This window comes from Kitasatospora sp. NPDC096140 (assembly GCF_040303045.1).
Taxonomy (GTDB): Bacteria; Actinomycetota; Actinomycetes; order Streptomycetales; family Streptomycetaceae; genus Kitasatospora.
This window is the reverse complement of the sequence record NZ_JBEOUW010000007.1, coordinates 1-16,275: the sequence shown is the minus strand read 5'-3', so window position 1 is coordinate 16,275 and position 16,275 is coordinate 1. Positions and strand designations below refer to the sequence as shown.

Sequence of the window (16,275 nt, the reverse complement as noted above, 5' to 3'; positions counted from 1 at the left end):
CCCAGTGCTCGTTCCCGAGTCCAGGAGTGCTCATGTCGCTGCTGCCCGTGGCGGTGCGCCGTCTGATCGTCCTTCTCCCGCTCGTCCTGCTCGCGCTCGGCGTCGTTTCCGGCGGTCCGGGAGCGTCGACCGCTGCCGCGGCGGCGGGAGGTGTCCGGGCCGGTGCGGACTGGGACGCGGTGGCCCGGTGCGAAAGCGGGGGGCGGTGGAACACCTCCACCGGCAACGGCTACTACGGGGGCCTGCAGTTCGACGAGGCGACCTGGCGCTCCAACGGGGGCCTCGCCTACGCGCCGCGCGCGGACCGGGCGACGAGGGAGCAGCAGATCGCGGTGGCCGAACGGCTCGCCGCACGCCGCGGCCTGACGCCCTGGCCGGCCTGCGGGGCCCGGTCCGCCCACGGCGGTGACCGCTCCGCCGCGCACCCCACCGCCCACACCGCCGCGCGCACCGACGGCCGCGGGCGCGGCAACCGCCCGGTGTACGCCCGGCCGCACGTACCCGCGGCCTCCCTCGCCCCGCAGCACACCGCCGACCCGGACACCGCCGCGGAGGCGAGCGGCGACCGGCGCACCGACACGTGGACGGTGGGGGAGGGCGACACCCTCGGGGACATCGCGCAGGCGGCCGGCGTCCCCGGTGGCTGGCCCGCTCTGTACGCCCTCAACCGCGGCACCGTCGGCGACGACCCCGACCTGCTCCTGCCCGGCCAGGTCCTCACCCTGGCCGCCTGACCGCGGGGAGCCCCCTCGGCCACCGGCCACGGGTGATCCCGTCGGTCCGTCGGCGCTTCGAGCCTGCGCACCGGGGCCCCGGTTCCGGAACCCGCCGGCGCACTCCGGACCACCCGCGACGACGTGACCGACACCGTCGACCCCGTCGGTGCCGTCGACAGCACGGCCCGTCAGCGTGGCCGGGCTCCGTCAGGCAGGCGGGCGGCGAACGGCGTGTCGAGCAGCGCCAGCAGGCCCGGGTGGACCAGGGCCCCGGGCAGCCGGGGGTGACGGGTGAGCAGCCCCGCCCGACGCAGCCGGGCCAGCGCCGGGGCCGGGTCGTAGGGCAGCCGCGGCCGCAGCCAGTCGGCGGACACCGCCGGGGCGGCGGTGAACCCGCGCAGCACGCCCACCGCCTGCCGGTCCTCCCGGACGGCGTCGATCGCGGCGGTGAGCAGCCGCCGGTGGGCGGTGAGCGTGGCGGTGCGGTGCCGGGCGGTCTCGGTGACGGCCTCGGCGAAGACCGCGCCCCAGCACGCCCAGTCACCGTCGGCCGCGGCCACGATCGCCTCGTCGTGCACGGCGCGCCGGGCCTCCACCCAGCCGTCCAGGTCGAGCAGCAGCCCGGGCAGCAGGCCGGCCGCGACCAGGTCGCACTGGGCGAGCAGCCGGGCGAGCCGGCCGTTGCCGTCCGGGAACGGGTGGACGGTGTACAGCCGCAGCACTCCGAAGGCCGCCAGGTCCAGGGGCGGCGAGTCGGTGGTCACCGTCCAGTCGTGCCAGCGCCGGAGGTGCCCGTGCAGCGGCCGGCCGGGCGGGACGGCGATCGCGAACCGCCGCCCGTCCGGCCACACCACGTGGGCGTCGGTGCGGCGCAGCCCGCCGCCGCCCGGTACGGACGGGTCCTCCGCGACCAGCAGGCGGTGCAGGTCGACGAGCGCGTCCGGGGTGAAGCAGGCCCGCTGCCCCGGCCGTTCCCGGAGCTCGGCCCGGACGGAGGCCACGGCCAGCAGTCCGGCGGCGGCGCGGTTCCCGGCGGAGGCCGCGGCCTGCTCGGCCAGCCGGCCGGGGTCCGTGCCGCCGAGCCGGCCGGGGTGGAGGCGGGTCCGGAGCCGGGGGCGGTGGAACAGGTCCGGGTTGTCCAAGTCGGCTGCGGCCTCGCGCAGTTCGGCCAGCGCGGCGAGGGCCGGACCGCGCGCCCCGGCCGGCACCGCCACCGCCCCGGGCGGGGGCACGACCGGACGGACCGGCCGTGCCCCGCGCTCGGCGAACGGAGCGGTCATCCGCAGGGACCGGAGATCAGGCTGCCGGTCGGCTGGGTGACCGTCACGTACTGGGTCTCGGTCTGGCCCATCCAGTTGGTCGCGGTGATGGCGTACTCGACCGTCTGGTACTCCACCCCCAGCGCCCAGGTGCCGTGGGCCGGTATCTCCACCGAGACCTCGGTGGACTGGGTGGACACGGTGTTCAGCTCGTGCCCGACGGTGAGCTTCAGCGCGTTCAGCGCCTCGATCCCGAGCTCCATGCTCACCCTGTACGACACCGAGTAGCTGGTCGTGGTCTTGATCGTGGTCGGGTGGTCGGACGTGTTCTGGACGCAGTCCTTGCGGATCACCTTCTTGTTGACGATCTTCACCGGCGTCGCCCGGGTGCCGGGGCTCGAACCGGTGGAGCCGCCGCTGGGCGGCGTCCACTCCGGCTGCACCGGGACCGGGTCGGGCTGCGCCCGTCCGATCACCCGGATCACGTCGTCGTCCGGGAACGGCGTGCTGTCCAGCGGGAGGCCGTCGACGTCCAGGACGAAGCCGTCGCCGGTGTAGTCGTGGTCCCAGGGGTCGCACGAGGTGTAGCAGTCCGCCGCGAAGGCGGCCTGCGGCAGGACGGTCGCCGGAACGGCGGTGAGGACGGTGACTCCGAGCGCGACTGCGCTCAGGGCGGTCCGGAGCTTCACGGGGGTCTCCACGGTGGGCGAGGGGGGCGGACGGAGGGTCCACGACCGCTTCGGCGCTCCGGGTCGCGGTGCGCGGGCGGCGGTCGGCCGTCCGCCGTCGAGTCTGGCCCCGGGGTGCCACCGCGGGCATCGGTAGACCTACGCAAGATGGTTACCGAGCAGTTGCCCTGGCGGGGCGTCAGGCCGCGGGCCCGGCGCCCGGCAGTCCGCCGTCGGAGTCCAGCGGCAGCCGGGCCAGCGCCGCGCGCGAGGCCACCCCGAGCTTGCGGTAGACGCTGCCCAGATGGGTCTCCACCGTGCGCGGGCTGAGCACCAGGTGCTCCGCGATCCGGCGCGAGCTGAGCCCCTGCGCGGCGAGTTCGGCCACCTCGCGTTCCCGCGCGCTCAGCCCGCTCAGACCCGTCGACCCGCTCAGCCCGCTCAGACCCGTCGACCCGCTCAGCCCGGTCAGACCCGTCGACCCGCTCAGGCCGGTCAGGCCGGTCGATCCGCTCAGGCCGGTCGGCCCGGTCGCCTTGCTCAGCCCGGTCGACCTGCTCAGCCCGGTCGAACCGCGAGTGGCCGCCGCAGATCCGCCGGTGGCGACCGTCGGCGCGGCCGGCTGCTCCAGCAGCGCCGACCTGACCCGCGCGCCGTCCTCGCACAGCCGCAGCGCCCCGCACCGCCGGGCCGACTCCACGGCCTCGTCGAGCCGGCCGAGCGCGGCCCGCCGGCCCAGCGCCGCCGCCATCGCCGGGGCCGCGCCGATCACCGTCCAGGCGGACAGCAGCGGCACGCGCAGCGCGTCGAAGGCCTCGGCGGCCCCCAGCGCCAGCCGCGCCGCCGCCCGGTGGTCGCCCTCGGCCAGCGCCAGCGCCGCGCCCGCCCGGTCGGCGTGCGCCTGCTGGAAGGTCGGCCGCCCGAGCCGCCGGGCCGCCTCGTCGGCCGCCGCCGCGCTGCGCCGCGCCGTCCCGAGGTCCCCGCACAGCGCGGCGGCCGTCGTCATCACCGCGAACAACGAGGGCCTGGACGGTGGTTGCAGCCGTTCGAGGTCGGGACCGCCGCCGTCGGCGAGGGTGCGCAGACTGCCGGCCGGATCGCCGCCGGCCAGCCGGGCCACCGCGAGCAGGCCGAGCGCCGAGCCGGCCCACCACCCGGCCCCCGGGACGGTGGTCCGCAGGCCCTGCTCGGCCAGCGCCACGGCCTCTGCCGTGCGTCGCCGGGGCGAGGCCCAGAGCAGTGCGGAGGCGCGCATCGCCATCGCCAGCCCGGCGGCGTCGGGGGCGCCGATCTCGTCCGCCAGCCGCTCGGCGCGCCGGGCCCGGCGCTGCGCCAGGTCGAGCCGGCCCGCCCACTGGTCGAGCATCGAGAGGCCGAGCAACTGGTCGACGGCGAGGTGCTTGTGCGCGCCGTCGCCGGACACCGACAGGCCCCGGTCCAGGTGGCGGTAGGCGTCGGTGAACCGTTCCAGGTACAGCTCGGCGCAGCCCAGCAGCGCCAGCAGCTCCGGGGCCCGGCCGGCGAAGCCGTCCGGTCGGGAGTCGACGAGGTGGGCCAGGGCGGCCACCGCCGGATCGGCGCGGGCGAAGTCACCCGCGTAGCTGTCGCAGAAGCCGGCCAGCACCTGCAGCGCGGTCCGGCCGGGCTGCCCGGCCACCCCGGCCGCCTCGTGGGCCAGGTCGCGGACCTCGGCGGCGGTGCCGCGCAGCGCGTGCAGCAGCCCGTAGTCGAAGACCAGCTCGGCGGTCTCGGCCGGCAGCGGGGCCGTCAGCGGCCGGGGCAGCGAGTCCAGTACGGTGCGCGCCATGGCGTCGGCCTCGGCGTACCGCCCGAGCAGCCGCTCCGCGCCGACACAGGCCGCGAGGACCGCCGAGCGCGGGCCCTCGCCCAGGGTGAGCGAGCCGTGCAGGACCCGGTGGGCGAGCTCGCGCGCCTCGGCGGGCCGGCCGGCGGCGGTCAGCGCCCGGCAGCAGTCCACCGCGAGGCGGACCCGGGCATCGGTGTCCCGGCTGTCCCGCGGCGGGTGCGCCAGGACGATGCGCAGCCAGCGCGCCGCGGTGGCGGGCGCGGTCGCGAAGACCTCGGCCGCGCCCTCGGCCAGCAGCCGCAGCGCCTCGGCCGGGTCACTGCCGCGGACCATGTGCTCGGCGTGCCCGGCCCGGGCGGCGGCCGGGGCGTCCCGGGTCTCCAGCAGGGCCAGGGCGCGCCGGTGGAGCGCCGTCCGGAGACCGGGGTCGATCCGCCGGTGGAGCAGCGTCCCGAGCACGGGGTGACGGAAGGCCAGTTCGCCGCCGGGCCCGGCGGCGCGCACCAGGTCGGCCCGGGTCAGCTCGGCCAGCGCCTCGGCGGCGGGGGCGGCGGCGAGGCCGCGGACCTGTGCGAGGTCACCGGGCCAGAACGGTTCACCGAGCACGGCCGCGGCGTCCAGCAGCTCGGCGGCGGCCGGGGAGAGCAGGTCGAGTTCGGCGAGCAGCGGTGCGGCGGCCCGGGGCGGGCGGCCGCCGGCGGGCGACGGGCCGGGCTCGGGCCCGTACTCCAGCAGGATCCGCGTGATCCGGGGATTGCCGCCCGAGGCCGCCCGCAGCCGTTCCGCCTCCCACCGGGCCGGGGCGGCGCCGGGGCCGGTGAGCCCGGCCGGCGGGGCCTTCGGCGCTGCGGCCGGGTCGGCGGCCGGGTCGGGCGGCCCGGCGGGCCCGGTGCGCTCGGCGTGCGCGCGCAGCAGTGCGGCGACGGCGGCGGTGTCCAGCGGCCGGGGCTCGATCCGGGTGGCGGTGCCGGCCTGTTCGGCCTCGTCGAGCGCGCTGAGCAGCGCGGGCGGGGTCTGCCGGGGCCGGTGGGCGAGCGCCAGCAGCAGACCGGGCGGCGGCCGGTCGAGGAGCTGCCCCAGCAGCCGGGCGGACGACGGGTCGGCGTGGTGGAGGTCGTCGAGCAGCAGGACCGCGCCGTCCCCGCCGAGTGCGCCCAGCGCGCGGGCGAGTTCCCGGTCGGCGGCGGAGTCCCAGTGGGGGAGGCGTGCCGGGCCGGACGGCGCGGGCGGTTCGGGCGGTTCGGGTGCCGAGCACCAGGCGTCGCGGAACACCTGGTACGGCTTGGCCTCGCCCGGAACGGCCCTGGCACGCAGCAGCGCCGCGCCGCGGTCCGCCGCCAGCCGGGCCAGGGCGTTCAGCAGGTGGGTCTTGCCGGTGCCGGGGTCGCCCACCAGCTCCAGGACACCCCCGCGACCTGCGAGGACGCCGTCGAGGAGGCGGTCCATCGCCGCCATCGGATCCGGCTCCGCCGGTAACGCCGGCCGCTGGGACACACCGCTCCTCCCCGGCCGCGTCGGCGGGCGGCCCCGGGGGCGATGCTAGCGATCTTCACGAAGGGTCCACAAGAGCGGGCGGGGCCGGCCCCGTCGTGCACGCCCGGCCGTCCGGACGCACCCTTCGGACGCACCCTTCGGCGAACGGAGGTCGCACCGGTCGTCCTGCCCGGGGTCAGCTGCTCGTCCCGCTCGGGGGGTCGGAGGTGAGCCGGTCGTCCAGGATCCGGTCGTCCCGGACCTCCCAGGTGCCGCCGTCCGCGGTGGCGCCGCGCAGGCCGTCCAGGGTGCCGGGGCCCGCCAGGGCGGGCAGGCGGGGATCGCCGAGGGAGGCGAACGCGACGGCGCGGGCCGGGTCGAAGTCGGTGGACCGCCGCAGGCGGCGGGCGAGCCGGGCGAAGCCGGGGACGGCGGCCGCGATCACCCAGGCGTCGGGCGTCTGGGCGGTCAGACGGCGTGCGGGGCGCAGCCAGGAGGCGGCGTCCTCCGGCCAGTCCACCCGGGCGAGGACCGTGCCGCCGCGCGCCTGCCAGGTCTCGGCGAACGCGTGCGCGGCGGCGCGGGAGGCGTCGTCCCGGCCGTGACCGATCGCGACGGTTTCGACGCCGGCCCGGTCGGCGGTCAACAGGCCCACGAGAGAGGCGAGTTCGGCGTCGGTGTGGGCGGTCACGAGGCCTCGTGGAAGACGAGGCCGAGGGTGTGCCTGCGGCCGGAGCGGACGGTGCTCACACCGTGCCGCATCGGTGCGGCCGACCAGCCCCGCCTGCTCGCCACGGGCCGCTCCCGGGCGGTGAAGACCAGGCCGTGGCCCTGCGGGAGGAGGGTGGACGAGCCGCGGGACTGGGCGCGGGCGCGCTGCTCGGTCATCAGGAACTCGCCGCCGGTGTAGTCGGTGCCGGGAGCGTCGAGGCCGATGACGACCTGCAGCGGGAAGAGCATGTCGCCGAACACGTCGCGGTGCAGGGCGTTCCAGTCGCCGGGGCCGTAGCGCAGCAGAATCTGCGCGGACCTGGCCTGACCGGCGGAGTGGCACAACTCCAGCCACTCGTCGAGGCGGTCGGGCCACGGTGCGGGGGCGCCGAGCCTGGCGGCCCAGGCGCGGGCGACGGGCAGCAGGCGGGGGTAGAAGGATTCCCGCAAGTCCCGTACCAGGGCGGGAAGTTCGTGAGTGAAATAGCGGTACTGGCCGGAGCCGAAGCGGTGCCGGGCCATGTCGACCGTCGTGCGGAAGTGCTCGGGTTCGTCGTAGCGGTCGGAGATCGTCCGGCACTCGGCGGGGGTGAGGAGCGGGCCGGTGAGGGCGTGCCCGTACTCGTCGAGTTCCCCGACGAGGGCCGCCCAGTCGGTCCCGTCGAGCCGGTCGGCCACCGCCCTGTCCGTCGTCGTGTGTGCCGCCATCGGCCGGTGTCCCTTCGAGGTGGTCCTGCGGGCTTCCCCCACACGGACCACCCTCGTCGTTCCGGCTTCCCGAGTCCGGCGGATTTCGGACGCCGCTCTGCGGGTGGGCGAGGGGGAGGCCCACGGGTACCCGTGCCCCTCGCGTACCCGACCTCCGCCGGCGCGTCAGGGGATCGAGGCCTCGATGTGGGCGAGCTGGGCGGCGAGGATCTCCTCGAAGGCGGCGCGGCGGTCCGCTCCGAGGGGACGGACGTCGCGGGCGAAGTGGGCCAGGGTGGGGAACCGTACCGGGTCGGCGCCGAGCACCGCGACGCGGAACTGCTCCATGCCCTGTTCGTACTCGGTGGGCGAGATGGTGCTGATGCCGGCCTCGGAGGCGATCAGTGCGGCGAGGAGGATCACGACGCGGTGGTACCGCACCGGCACCTCCTCGTCGGGCAGCCCGGACGCGCGCAGGGCCTGCAGCAGCTCCTCCATCACCAGCCGGGATCCGGTGCCGCCGGAGGCGTAGCGCCCCCACACCGTGGCGAGTTGGGGTTGCTCGCCGAAGGCCTCGCGCAGGCGCAGGGCCAGCGCGGTGATGCGCTGCTTCCAGTCGCCCTCGGGGCGGTAGCCGTCCATGGCGGCCAGCAGGACGCGGTCGGCCACCGCGCGCAGCAGTTCGGTCTTGTTGCGGAAGTGCCGGTAGAGGCTGGAGGAGTCGGTCCCGAGTGCTGCGGCGAGTTTGCGCACGCTGAACGACTCGGCATCGGTCGTGCGGAGCAGTTCCGCCGCCGTGTCCAGGATCTCCTCGGTCGACCATCGCCTTCGGCCGGTCATCCCGCCCCTCTCGTCCTTCTCGTCTTGTCTTGTCTTGCTCGACTTGCTCGTCCGGCGCTCAGCCTAACTCATGCACTCGGCTTTGCACTTGGCAATGCACTTGGCAATGCACTTGATGATGCACGCGGTGCGTGCATACTGAGGACAACGCACCGTCAGGCCACGACGAACACCCGGCATGCGGCCGGGAGGGGGAGAAGGACACATGGGCGAGACCACGACCACGACCACGTCCGCGACACGACCGCCGGAGCCGGACCTCTCGGCGATCACGGCCGAGGAACTGCGCGCCTACCGCGACGCGGAGAACCGCTGGCGGGCGTCCGGCACGGCCCGGGCCGTGCTCGGGGAACCGGATCCCGGCGCCGCGATCACCTGGCAGCACCTGGCGCTTCCCGGCCGCGACCTCCCCGTCCGGGTGTACCGGCCGGTGGCGTCGGGGGACGGCGCCGACGACGCCCGGACCGACCTGCCACTCGTGGTCCACGTCCACGGAGGCGGCTTCGTGGGCACCGCGGCGCAGTGCGACTGGACCAACAGCCACCTCGCCGCCCACCTGCCCGCCCTCGTCGTCTCGGTCGAACACCGCCTCCTCGCCCCCGACAGCCCGCTCGCGAACGCCGCCGACGACGGCTGGGACGTGCTCCGGCACGTGGTGCGCCACGCGGCGCAGTGGGGCGTCGACCCTGCGCGCGTGGCCGTCTTCGGCGAGAGCTGCGGCGCGCTCATCAGCGCGCTGACGGCCATCCGGGCCAGGCGGGCGGGCCCGGAGCTCAGGGCACAGGTGCTGGTCAACCCCGTGGTCGACGTGACCGGGACGATGTTCGACCACCCCTCGATCGCCGAGTTCGGGCACAGCCCGACCCGGGCCCTGCCGCAACTGCGGTTCGTCCAGCGGCTCGCGGTCCCGCCGGGAGCCGACGCCGCGGCCGTCTCGCCGCGGTACGCGGACGATCTGAGCGGGCTCGCCCCGGCGCTCGTGGTGGTGCCCACCCGGGACGCGGTCGCCGACCACGGCCGCCGCTACGCCGAGCAGCTGCGCGGGGCGGGGACCCCGGTGCGGCTCTCCGAATACCCGGGAGCGAAGCACGCGTTCCTCACCCTGCCCGGCGTGGAACCACAGGCCGAGGCCGCCCGGGCGGAGATCCTCGCGTTCCTCCGCGCGGCCCTGGCGACGTGACGGCGGAACGGCCCGAACGGCGACGACCGATGACACACGGCCGATGACACACGACAGACGACATGACGACAGACGACGGGGGCATCGACATGAACACCGCACCACCCACCGAGCCACTGAACGCGACAGCCCTGCAAGGTGAGTTCGAATCGCTGGGCGTGCGGCCGGGATCCGTCCTGATGGTCCACTCGTCGCTGTCCGCCTTCGGGCGGGTGGACGGCGGCGCCGACGCCGTGGTGCAGGCCCTGCGCGCCGCCGTGGGCCGGAACGGCACGGTCGTCGTGCCCGCCTACACCCGGCAGGTCGCCGATCCGCACCCCGACCGCCACGCCTTCGACGACCCGCGAACGGCCGCGGCGCGCGCAGCCGTCCCGACCTTCCACGACGCGCTGCCGACGGCGATGGGTGCGATCCCCAGCGCCGTGCTGGCGCACCCGGACCGGGTCCGAAGCCGGCACCCCCAGGCATCCCTGGCGGCCCTCGGCGCGGACGCACGCACCATCTGTGCCGAGCAGCCACTCGGCTACGCCCTCGGGAACGGTTCGCCCTTCGCGAGGATCCACCAGCTGGGCGGGTCCATCCTGCTGCTCGGCGTCGGGCACAACCGCAACTCTTTTCTGCACCACGCGGAATCGCTGGTGCCCACCCACCGAACGAAGCTGCGCCGCTTCCCGTACCTGGTCGACGGCGAGCGGGTGTGGCTTGAGACGCCGGACGTCGGCGACGACAACGACACCTACTTCCCGCTCATCGGCGAGGAGTTCGCCGCCATGGGGCTTTCCCGCAGCCGGGTGATCGGATCGGCCGTGTGTCAGCTGGTGCCCGCCGTCGGCTTCGTCGACTACGCCCGGAGGCGGCTGTCCCAACTGCTGCCCCGCACCGGATGAGTGACAGCCGACCGCCGCCCTTCCTCACCCGCGCCGTGGTCACCGTCCTCCGTCGTCCTCCAGGGCCCGCAGCCGGGCGGCCGCCTCCTGCCCGGCCTCACGGGCCCGGGACGCCCGGGCGCGGGCGGCGTCGGCGGTGTCCTCGGCGGCCCGGACCCGGTCGTCGGCCCGGGCGAGGGCCGTCCGCGCGCTGCCGTCGCGCTCCCGGGCCTGCGCGAGGGCTGCCGCGGACCGGGCGGCCTCCTCCTGGGCCCGCTGCCGGGCCGACGTCGCGCGGCGCAGTTCGCGTGCGGCGTCGGCGGCCCGGTCGGCGGCCTCCCGCTCGGCCCGCTCCGAGGCGGCCACCGCGGCTCGGGCCTGCTCGCGCTCGCGCTCCCGTTCGCGTACCCGTTCCCGTTCGTTCTCGCGTTCCTGTTCGTTCTCGCGCTCGTGTTCGCGTTCGGCGCGTGCCCGTGCCCGGGTCCGGGCTGCGGAGCCCTTCCGGTCGGCGGGTGCCGCCTCGGCGGTCCGGGTGGCGGCCGCGGCCGGGCGGCCGGTCTCCGTGCCGGCGGGAGCGGCGCCCGGCCACAGGGGCGGCTCCAGGGCGGCGGTGAGCCGGCCGCCGGCCAGAGCCCGGGCCGCGTCCGGGTCCGCGAGGGCGGCGGACAGCGTGCGATCGAGGTCGGCGGCCGCGTCCGCGCCGAGCGGGTGCCCGGCCGCAGTGGCCTCCTGTTGCGCCTGCTCGGTCAGCTCCCGGACCAGTCGGCGGCGCCGGTCGGTGAGCGTGCGCAGCCGGTCCCCGGCCAGGTGCTGCTGGGCGTCGCGCAGCTCCCGGCCGAGGTCCAGGAGCTGCCCGACGAGGTCCCCGTGCCGGTGGGCGAGCAGGTTGGCGGCCCAGGCGGCGTGGGTGGGGCGGTGCAGGGCGCGGACCCGTTTGGCCAGCTGCGGGTCGGCCTTCTTGACCTCGTCGGCGCGCGCGTTGCGGGCGACGGTGAAGTCGGCCGGCGCGAGGGCGTACAGCGCGTCGGCGATCTCGTCGAAGACTGGCGGGTCGGCCATGCCTTCGGACTCTACGGCCGATGCCGCCTCCGGGCCCGCTGCGCCGGCCGGCTCGGCGGCCTCCTGCTCGGCCCGAGCCGCAGTGGCCACCTGCGGCTCGGGCCTGCTCGCGTTCCCTGGCCCGTCCGGGGTCAGGCGACCGTCAGGACGATCTTGCCGGTGGTGCGGCCCTGCTCGCCGAGCTCGTGCGCCTTCGCGGCCTGCGACAGCGGCAGGACCGTCTCCACCACGGGCCGCAGCGCGCCCCGCTCCACCAGCGCGGCGATCTCGCGCAGGCCCAGGTGGTCCGGCTCGACCAGCACCCACTGGGCCTGCACGCCGTCCGGGGCGGCGGGCACGTCGTCCGGGCCGGGCAGGGTGATCAGCCGGCCGCCGGGCCGGAGCACCTGCAGGGAACGCTGCGCCGTCTCGCCGCCGAGGCCGTCCAGTACCACGTCGACGTCGGAGACGGCGTCCTCGAAGCGCACGGTTCGGTAGTCGACGACCTCGTCCGCGCCCAGCTCCCGCACCAGGTCGTGCTTGCCGGCGCTGGCGGTGCCGATGACGTACGCGCCGCGGGCCTTGGCGATCTGCACCGCGAAGTGGCCGACCCCGCCGGCCGCCGCGTGCACCAGCACCCGCTCGCCGGGGCGCACGTCCGCCGTGTCCACCAGCGCCTGCCAGGCGGTGAGCGCGGCCAGCGGCAGCGCGGCGGCCTCCACGTGGGTCAGGGCGGCCGGCTTGGGGGCGAGGTGACGGGCCGGTGCCACCACGTACTCGGCGTACCCGCCCGCCTGGCGCGGGAACAGCGGCATCCCGAAGACCTCGTCGCCGGGGCGGAACACGCCCACGCCGGGCCCGACGGCCTCGACCGTGCCGGACACGTCCCACCCGACCGCCGGGACGTCGCCCCACTCGATGAGGGCGCCGCCGGCCCGGGTCTTCCAGTCCACCGGGTTCACGCCGGCCGCGTGCACCCGCACCAGGACCTCGTTCAGGCCCGGTTCGGGGCGCTCGACCTCGCGCTCGACCAGCTTCTCGGGCCCGCCCCACTGCTCCACGACCACCGCTCGCATGCTGTCCTGCCTCGTCCTTCGTTCCGTTCGGTGCGCCGCCGTTCCCCGGCGACGCAGTCCACGATCCGGTATCCGGGACGGCGGTGGTGTTGGCCGTCCGGCCACTATGTGACAGGATCTGGCCATGGGTACGGCGCAGCGGACAGGGGCGGCAGAGACGGCTCGGGACACGGACGAACGGGAGCCCGCGCAGGCCCGGAACCCCGGGTGGACGAAGCCCCCGCGGCACCGGATCGCCGTGCTCGCCCTGCCCGGCGTCCCGCCCTTCGAGCTGGGGATCCCCTCCCGGGTGTTCGGCAGCGCCCTCGACGCCGACGGCCGCCCGCTCTACGACGTCGTCGTCTGCACCGCCGACGGCGCCCCCGTGCTCAGCGACGCCGGCTTCACCGTGCAACCGGCCGCCGGGCCCGAGGCGCTGGCCGCGGCGGACACCGTGATCGTCCCGCCCACGCACGCCATGCCCGAGCTGGGCCGCGGCGGCCCGCTGCCGCCCGAGGTCGAAGCAGCCATCGCCGGCATCCGGCCCGGCACCCGGCTGGTGTCCATCTGCTCCGGCTCCTACGTACTCGCCGCCGCCGGGCTGCTCGACGGCCGGCCGGCCACCACGCACTGGAACCTGGCCCCGGAGTTCCGCCGGGCCTACCCGGCGGTCAAGGTCGACGAGGAGGTGCTCTTCGTCGACGACGGCGACGTGCTCACCTCCGCGGGTGTGGCCGCCGGCGTCGACCTGTGCCTGCACGTGATCCGCCGCGACCACGGCGCCGCGGTCGCCAACCGGACCGCCCGGATGTGCGTCGTGCCGCCCTGGCGGGACGGCGGACAGGCCCAGTACATCGACCGCCCGGTCCCCGAACCCACCGTCGCCAGCACCACCGCCACCCGCGCCTGGGCCCTGGAACACCTCGGCGAGCCGCTGCCCCTCACCCGCCTCGCCGAGCACGCCCGGATGAGCCTGCGCTCCTTCACCCGACGCTTCCGCGACGAAGCCGGCATGACCCCGGTGCAGTGGCTGACCGCCCAACGCCTGGAAATGGCCAAGCAGTTGCTGGAGACCACCGACCTCTCGATCGACCTGGTCGCCCACCGGGCCGGCTTCGGCTCCGCCAACTCCCTGCGCGCGCACATGCGGACGGCCTTCGGAGTCTCCCCGGCCGCCTACCGCCGCACCTTCAGCCCGCACGAGCTGCCGGCCGACGGCTGACACCAGGACGCAGGTGCCACGGACCGCTCGGGCGCACTTGGCCCGGGCGGTCGGGCCGTCACCAGTCGGCGGCGATCTGCTCTGCGACCGCGAAGTCGCACCCGCAGTCGGGGCAGGCGGCGTGGCCGAAGACGTAGGTCAACGCGTGCGCGACCTCGGGCTGACCCTCGGCGAGGGCGAGGTCGTGGAGGCGCCGGCCGATGCCGTCGAGGTCCGCGGGCGGCGAGGGGCGCAGGGCCCTCGTCTCGATCGTCGCGATGCCGCCGTCCGCGAGTGCGTGGTCCTCGCTGCTGGAGAAGAAGCCGCGTTCGCCGAAGACGATGAACAGGTCCGTCTCGCAGTCCGGGCAGGAGACCACGTACTCCTCGCTCCCGAGTCCCCAGGCCAGGCCCTCGCTCCAGCCGACGACGCCCTCGAAGCCGAGCGTGGCCTCCAGGAGGTGGATGTAGTCGGCGCGGTCGGAAGCCGTCCGGCGGTACCCGTCCACGGCTGTCAGCAGCGCGGCGATCTGCGGCGCGTACACCGAGCGGACGTCGTCGACCCCGCGGCACTGGTCGGCGCGGGCGACGATCGCGCCCGCCAGGACCAGGGCGTCGACCGCCTGTTCCCGGTTCCCGCCCGCGGCCGTTCCGGCCAGCCAGGGCAGTGCCGCGAAGCTCGCCGTGTAGACGCTGCCCTGGTGGCACAGCGCCGACCACAGGTCGCTCCAGAGCTCCCGGCTCGGCTCGGCGGTGATCCGGTCGAGCAGCGCCGGTATGTCCCCGGCGGCTCCGTAGGCATGGCTGAGTCGCGACCAATCCGTCATGCGTTGATCCAACCAGGTCCGCCGTCGCGGCATCGCGGCCACCCGCGCTCCGGGGGGCGCCCGCGCTCTGGGACCTCGGCCCGGCCCGGGCGGCGGGCGTGGTCCGGGCGGCGGGCGTGATCCGGGCTCAGAAACCCGAGGTGTCGAGTTCGAGGTCCAACGGCTGCGGCAGCCGGAGCGGAGTGCCGAAGGGATGGGGGCCCTCCACCAGGGTGTAGCCGAGTCGGCCCGGCTGGGAGAACAGCGTGCAGGTGCGTTCCTGCCGGTCCACGAGGAGGTACACCGGGGCGCCGAACTGGGAGTAGCGCCGACGCTTGGCGGTGCGGTCGGTCTCACCGTTCGACGGTGACGTCACCTCGACGACGAGCACGGTCTGGTCGGGGAGGAGCGCACCCTCGGTCTTCGCCAACTCGGCCGGTACGACGGCGAGGTCCGGTACGTAGAAGTTCTCCGTGCCCGGCAGGTCGAGGTTCCCGGAGCCGGCGCGGAGGCCGAGCTCGCGCATGCGGGGGCCGATCTGTTCACGGATCAGGTCGACAGCGGTCTCGTGGGCCCAGGACGGTGACACAGGGGTGATGACTCCCTCGACGATCTCGACCCGGTCACCCGCGATGTGCTGGATCGCGTACTTGAGGGCCTGCTCCGGATTCGGCACCGTGCTGTAGTCACCCGGGCCGGCATGCGCTGTGCTCATGTGCTGCTCTCCCTGTCCGGATCGTGTGTGCTGGAGCCCGGCTGTCACGGCCGGGACACGTGGCCGCCCTGCACAGCTCCCGGTCACGCTACCGGGTGCGGTCGTGCCGTGTCCGCTCCGTGCTCGTCCGGCGGTGCGGCCCCGCGGGTAGGGACCGACGGGTAGAGCCCTTACGGGGAGCACCGCTTCCGCTGCGCCGGCGCCGACGCAGCGGAAGCGGAGGCGGGGGTCAGGCCGCCGCGAGGCTGATCTGGTCGTTGAAGACCACCCAGTGCTGCCCCGGGTCATTGGCGTCGCACGGCTTGGTGGAGACCTTCGGGGTGTTCCAGGTGTTGGCGAGGCAGTAGGCCGGGGCGAAGGTCAGGACGATCTGCTGGCCCTGGATGCTCCAGTACTGCCCCTGGTCGCCGGTGCTGCACGGCTTCACCGAGACGTCCTGGGCGTTCCAGGTGTTGGCGAGACAGTAGGCCCGTGCGTTGGTGAGGGAGATCTGCTCGCCCGAGACGGTCCAGTGCTGCCCCTGGTCGCCGGTGCTGCAGGGCTTCGTCGAGACGTTCGGGGTGTTCCAGGCGTTGGCGAGGCAGTAGAGGCCGGGGGTGCGCGTCGCGGGGCGGGCGGTGTCGGCGGCCCCCGCCTGCCCGGCGGGGAGGAAGGAGGCCGTCAGTGCCAGCGTGGCGAGGGCGAGCGTCTTGCGGAGTGCGGTGGCCATGGAGGAGCCTTTCGGTTTCTCGCTGAGGGTCGTGTCACTCGGGCACGACCGTGAGGCGCTGTCCCGGTTGTGTCCCGAGCGCACGGCAAGTGGTAGCACCGATCGTCGGCGAACCAATGGTGGCGAGCGGCGCCATCATTCCAACGGGTCGTCAACGATGCACTGGCGATGACCGGATCGTGGGAATCCCGTCACCGGCGCCCGCCCCGGTTGACCCGACCACCGCGCGCGCCGAGGCGCGTGCGCCTGCGGAGCCCCGGAAACCGGGCGGCACGCCGGCCCGGGTCAACCCGGCCGCATGGCGCGGGAGTTCACTGCCCGCCGTGAAGTGGCCGGGCGACTGAACCGCATGCGGCCCCGCACGCCGCTCCGCCCGGCGGGGCCTCCGCCCTCGGCAGCCTGCGGTCGTATGTCGGGCCGGGAGGACATCTTCCGGTTCCCTCGTGCTGCTACTGAGGCTTTCAGGGTGGAGTCGGTGGGGTAAGTGAGAGACCGGTGCCGGCCAGGCATCCCTCAATCAGGTTGGGCCGAAGTTGGATGTGCCG

The 16,275-nt window shown here is 75.6% G+C and carries 15 protein-coding genes; 4 read left to right on the top strand and 11 right to left on the bottom strand.

The features are described from left to right. Positions 1-32: 32 nt before the first annotated feature. Positions 33-734, top strand: a complete 702-nt coding sequence (locus ABT048_RS08795) for a LysM peptidoglycan-binding domain-containing protein (RefSeq protein WP_350520614.1) — start codon at positions 33-35, stop codon at positions 732-734. A 170-nt stretch (positions 735-904) separates the two neighbouring features. On the opposite strand, the gene ABT048_RS08790 is transcribed toward ABT048_RS08795, so the two are convergent. The 6 genes from ABT048_RS08790 to ABT048_RS08765 form a co-directional block, all read right to left on the bottom strand. Next, positions 905-1,996, bottom strand: a complete 1,092-nt coding sequence (locus tag ABT048_RS08790; RefSeq protein WP_350520613.1) for a Fic family protein — start codon at positions 1,994-1,996, stop codon at positions 905-907. Beyond that, positions 1,993-2,664, bottom strand: coding sequence for a DUF6426 family protein (locus ABT048_RS08785; protein ID WP_350520612.1), 672 nt, complete (start codon positions 2,662-2,664; stop codon positions 1,993-1,995). The genes ABT048_RS08790 and ABT048_RS08785 overlap by 4 nt, the downstream gene beginning before the upstream one ends. 178 nt (positions 2,665-2,842) lie before the next feature. Further along, entirely contained in the window at positions 2,843-5,896 is a 3,054-nt protein-coding gene (locus ABT048_RS08780) for a helix-turn-helix transcriptional regulator (RefSeq protein ID WP_350520611.1), read from the bottom strand. 223 nt (positions 5,897-6,119) lie between these two features. Beyond that, positions 6,120-6,614, bottom strand: coding sequence for an ABC transporter substrate-binding protein (locus tag ABT048_RS08775; RefSeq protein WP_350520610.1), 495 nt, complete (start codon positions 6,612-6,614; stop codon positions 6,120-6,122). Further along, on the bottom strand, positions 6,611-7,342 hold the full coding sequence (locus ABT048_RS08770; RefSeq protein WP_350520609.1) for a 2OG-Fe(II) oxygenase: 732 nt from the start codon (positions 7,340-7,342) through the stop codon (positions 6,611-6,613). Before ABT048_RS08770 ends, ABT048_RS08775 begins: the two co-directional genes overlap by 4 nt. Positions 7,343-7,507: 165 nt before the next feature. Further along, positions 7,508-8,161, bottom strand: a complete 654-nt coding sequence (locus ABT048_RS08765; protein ID WP_350520608.1) for a TetR/AcrR family transcriptional regulator — start codon at positions 8,159-8,161, stop codon at positions 7,508-7,510. 205 nt (positions 8,162-8,366) lie between these two features. Between ABT048_RS08765 and ABT048_RS08760 the strand changes: the two genes are divergently transcribed. Together ABT048_RS08760 and ABT048_RS08755 are read left to right on the top strand one after the other, a co-directional pair. Beyond that, a complete protein-coding gene (locus tag ABT048_RS08760; RefSeq protein WP_350520607.1) occupies positions 8,367-9,341 on the top strand; it encodes an alpha/beta hydrolase in 975 nt (324 codons plus the stop codon). A gap of 62 nt (positions 9,342-9,403) precedes the next feature. After that, positions 9,404-10,228, top strand: a complete 825-nt coding sequence (locus tag ABT048_RS08755; protein WP_350520606.1) for an AAC(3) family N-acetyltransferase — start codon at positions 9,404-9,406, stop codon at positions 10,226-10,228. Positions 10,229-10,267: 39 nt separating this feature from the next. Here the strand turns inward: ABT048_RS08755 and ABT048_RS08750 are convergent, their stop codons facing one another. Beyond that, on the bottom strand, positions 10,268-11,266 hold the full coding sequence (locus ABT048_RS08750; protein ID WP_350520605.1) for a hypothetical protein: 999 nt from the start codon (positions 11,264-11,266) through the stop codon (positions 10,268-10,270). A 131-nt stretch (positions 11,267-11,397) separates the two neighbouring features. Further along, positions 11,398-12,321, bottom strand: coding sequence for an NADP-dependent oxidoreductase (locus tag ABT048_RS08745; protein ID WP_350520604.1), 924 nt, complete (start codon positions 12,319-12,321; stop codon positions 11,398-11,400). A 124-nt stretch (positions 12,322-12,445) separates the two neighbouring features. Between ABT048_RS08745 and ABT048_RS08740 the strand changes: the two genes are divergently transcribed. Beyond that, positions 12,446-13,522, top strand: a complete 1,077-nt coding sequence (locus ABT048_RS08740) for a GlxA family transcriptional regulator (protein WP_350520603.1) — start codon at positions 12,446-12,448, stop codon at positions 13,520-13,522. Positions 13,523-13,580: 58 nt separating this feature from the next. On the opposite strand, the gene ABT048_RS08735 is transcribed toward ABT048_RS08740, so the two are convergent. The 3 genes from ABT048_RS08735 to ABT048_RS08725 form a co-directional block, all read right to left on the bottom strand. Further along, positions 13,581-14,327 carry a hypothetical protein gene (locus ABT048_RS08735; RefSeq protein ID WP_350520602.1) on the bottom strand — a complete coding sequence of 249 codons (747 nt, stop codon included), beginning with the start codon at positions 14,325-14,327 and terminating at the stop codon, positions 13,581-13,583. 127 nt (positions 14,328-14,454) lie between these two features. Then, the gene (locus ABT048_RS08730) at positions 14,455-15,021 is read right to left on the bottom strand and encodes a Uma2 family endonuclease (RefSeq protein WP_350520601.1); all 567 of its coding nucleotides are present in this window, start codon (positions 15,019-15,021) and stop codon (positions 14,455-14,457) included. 229 nt (positions 15,022-15,250) lie between these two features. Next, positions 15,251-15,730, bottom strand: coding sequence for a ricin-type beta-trefoil lectin domain protein (locus ABT048_RS08725; RefSeq protein WP_350520600.1), 480 nt, complete (start codon positions 15,728-15,730; stop codon positions 15,251-15,253). Positions 15,731-16,275: the final 545 nt, after the last annotated feature.

Bases quoted from the DNA above. Each gene is read 5' to 3' on its own strand.
- ABT048_RS08745 (WP_350520604.1), bottom strand. From the start codon at position 12,321: ATGCGAGCGGTGGTCGTGGAGCAGTGGGGCGGGCCCGAGAAGCTGGTC.
- ABT048_RS08765 (WP_350520608.1), bottom strand. From the start codon at position 8,161: ATGACCGGCCGAAGGCGATGGTCGACCGAGGAGATCCTGGACACGGCG.
- ABT048_RS08730 (WP_350520601.1), bottom strand. From the start codon at position 15,021: ATGAGCACAGCGCATGCCGGCCCGGGTGACTACAGCACGGTGCCGAAT.
- ABT048_RS08755 (WP_350520606.1), top strand. From the start codon at position 9,404: ATGACGACAGACGACGGGGGCATCGACATGAACACCGCACCACCCACC.
- ABT048_RS08750 (WP_350520605.1), bottom strand. From the start codon at position 11,266: ATGGCCGACCCGCCAGTCTTCGACGAGATCGCCGACGCGCTGTACGCC.
- ABT048_RS08795 (WP_350520614.1), top strand. From the start codon at position 33: ATGTCGCTGCTGCCCGTGGCGGTGCGCCGTCTGATCGTCCTTCTCCCG.
- ABT048_RS08760 (WP_350520607.1), top strand. From the start codon at position 8,367: ATGGGCGAGACCACGACCACGACCACGTCCGCGACACGACCGCCGGAG.
- ABT048_RS08790 (WP_350520613.1), bottom strand. From the start codon at position 1,996: ATGACCGCTCCGTTCGCCGAGCGCGGGGCACGGCCGGTCCGTCCGGTC.
- ABT048_RS08770 (WP_350520609.1), bottom strand. From the start codon at position 7,342: ATGGCGGCACACACGACGACGGACAGGGCGGTGGCCGACCGGCTCGAC.
- ABT048_RS08725 (WP_350520600.1), bottom strand. From the start codon at position 15,730: ATGGCCACCGCACTCCGCAAGACGCTCGCCCTCGCCACGCTGGCACTG.
- ABT048_RS08740 (WP_350520603.1), top strand. From the start codon at position 12,446: ATGGGTACGGCGCAGCGGACAGGGGCGGCAGAGACGGCTCGGGACACG.
- ABT048_RS08780 (WP_350520611.1), bottom strand. From the start codon at position 5,896: ATGGACCGCCTCCTCGACGGCGTCCTCGCAGGTCGCGGGGGTGTCCTG.
- ABT048_RS08735 (WP_350520602.1), bottom strand. From the start codon at position 14,327: ATGACGGATTGGTCGCGACTCAGCCATGCCTACGGAGCCGCCGGGGAC.